At 66.8% G+C, this 1,000-nt stretch carries 1 protein-coding gene; it reads left to right on the top strand.

Annotated features, from left to right (window positions below; translation table 11 throughout):
* Positions 1-4: 4 nt before the first annotated feature.
* Positions 5-1,000: GldG family protein (locus Q8Q85_13565; GenBank protein MDP3775285.1), on the top strand; the 996-nt coding region annotated here is incomplete at its 3' end.

Here is a 1,000-nt window from a genome sequence, read left to right as displayed (position 1 = left end):
GGCCGTGGGCTTGTTGCAAAGTCTAAGCCGTGAATTCCCACTACAGTTCGATCTCACCGCCAGTCGGCGGCACTCGTTGTCCGAGGCCAGCCAAGCAGCGGTCAAAGGGCTCACGGAACCGTTGACGGTCACTGCCTACGCCAGCCAGCGCGGCCAGTTGCGGCGCGTCATCGGCGAACTCATCCAGCGTTACCAGAAATACAAACCCGACATCCGGCTCACGTATGTGGACCCGGACGCCGCGCCGGAACAGACGCGTGGCGCCGGGATTCAGCACGACGGCGAGCTCGTGCTCGAATATGCCGGCGCGCGCGAGAACCTGCTGCCGATCCAGCTTAACGAGGAGATGTTGACCAACGCGCTCACGCGCCTGGGGCACCGCGGCGAGCGCTGGGTCGTGTTTCTCGCCGGACACGGCGAGCGCAGCCCCGAGCGCCAGGCGAACTTCGACCTGTCGTTGTGGGCCGCGCAGCTGCGGCAACGCGGCTTCAAGCTGCGCACGCTCGCGCTCGGCGAGCACCCGCAGATACCGCAAAACACCACGACGCTGGTTATCGCCGGCCCACGTCTGCGGCTGCTGCCGGGCGAGGTGAAGGAAATCGAGAACTACCTCGAGCGCGGCGGTAACCTGCTGTGGCTCGCCGATCCCGGGCCGTTGCACGGACTCGATCCGGTGGCGGAGACGCTTGGGCTCGAGTTCCTGCCGGGCATCATTGTCGACCCGGCGTCGCAAACGCTCACCGGCAACGCCGCGGCGCTGGTGGTGGCGACCTACGGCACGCACCCGATCGTGCGCAATTTCAGCAGCGTCACGCTGTTCCCACGCGCCGGCGGCATCCAGGTGGATAAGCCGGAGGGTTGGGAAACGGCGGTGGTGCTCGACACACGCGAACAGGCCTGGGCCGAAACCGGGGCGCTCACCGACAAGCCCCGCTTCGACAAGGGCCGCGACATTCGTGGACCATTGAACCTGGCGGTGGCGCTCACGCGCACCGTCAAC

Source organism: Gemmatimonadales bacterium, from assembly GCA_030697825.1.
Classification (GTDB): domain Bacteria; phylum Gemmatimonadota; class Gemmatimonadetes; order Gemmatimonadales; family JACORV01; genus JACORV01.
The sequence above is the reverse complement of the archived record's forward strand: the minus strand, read 5'-3'. Positions and strand labels throughout refer to the sequence as shown.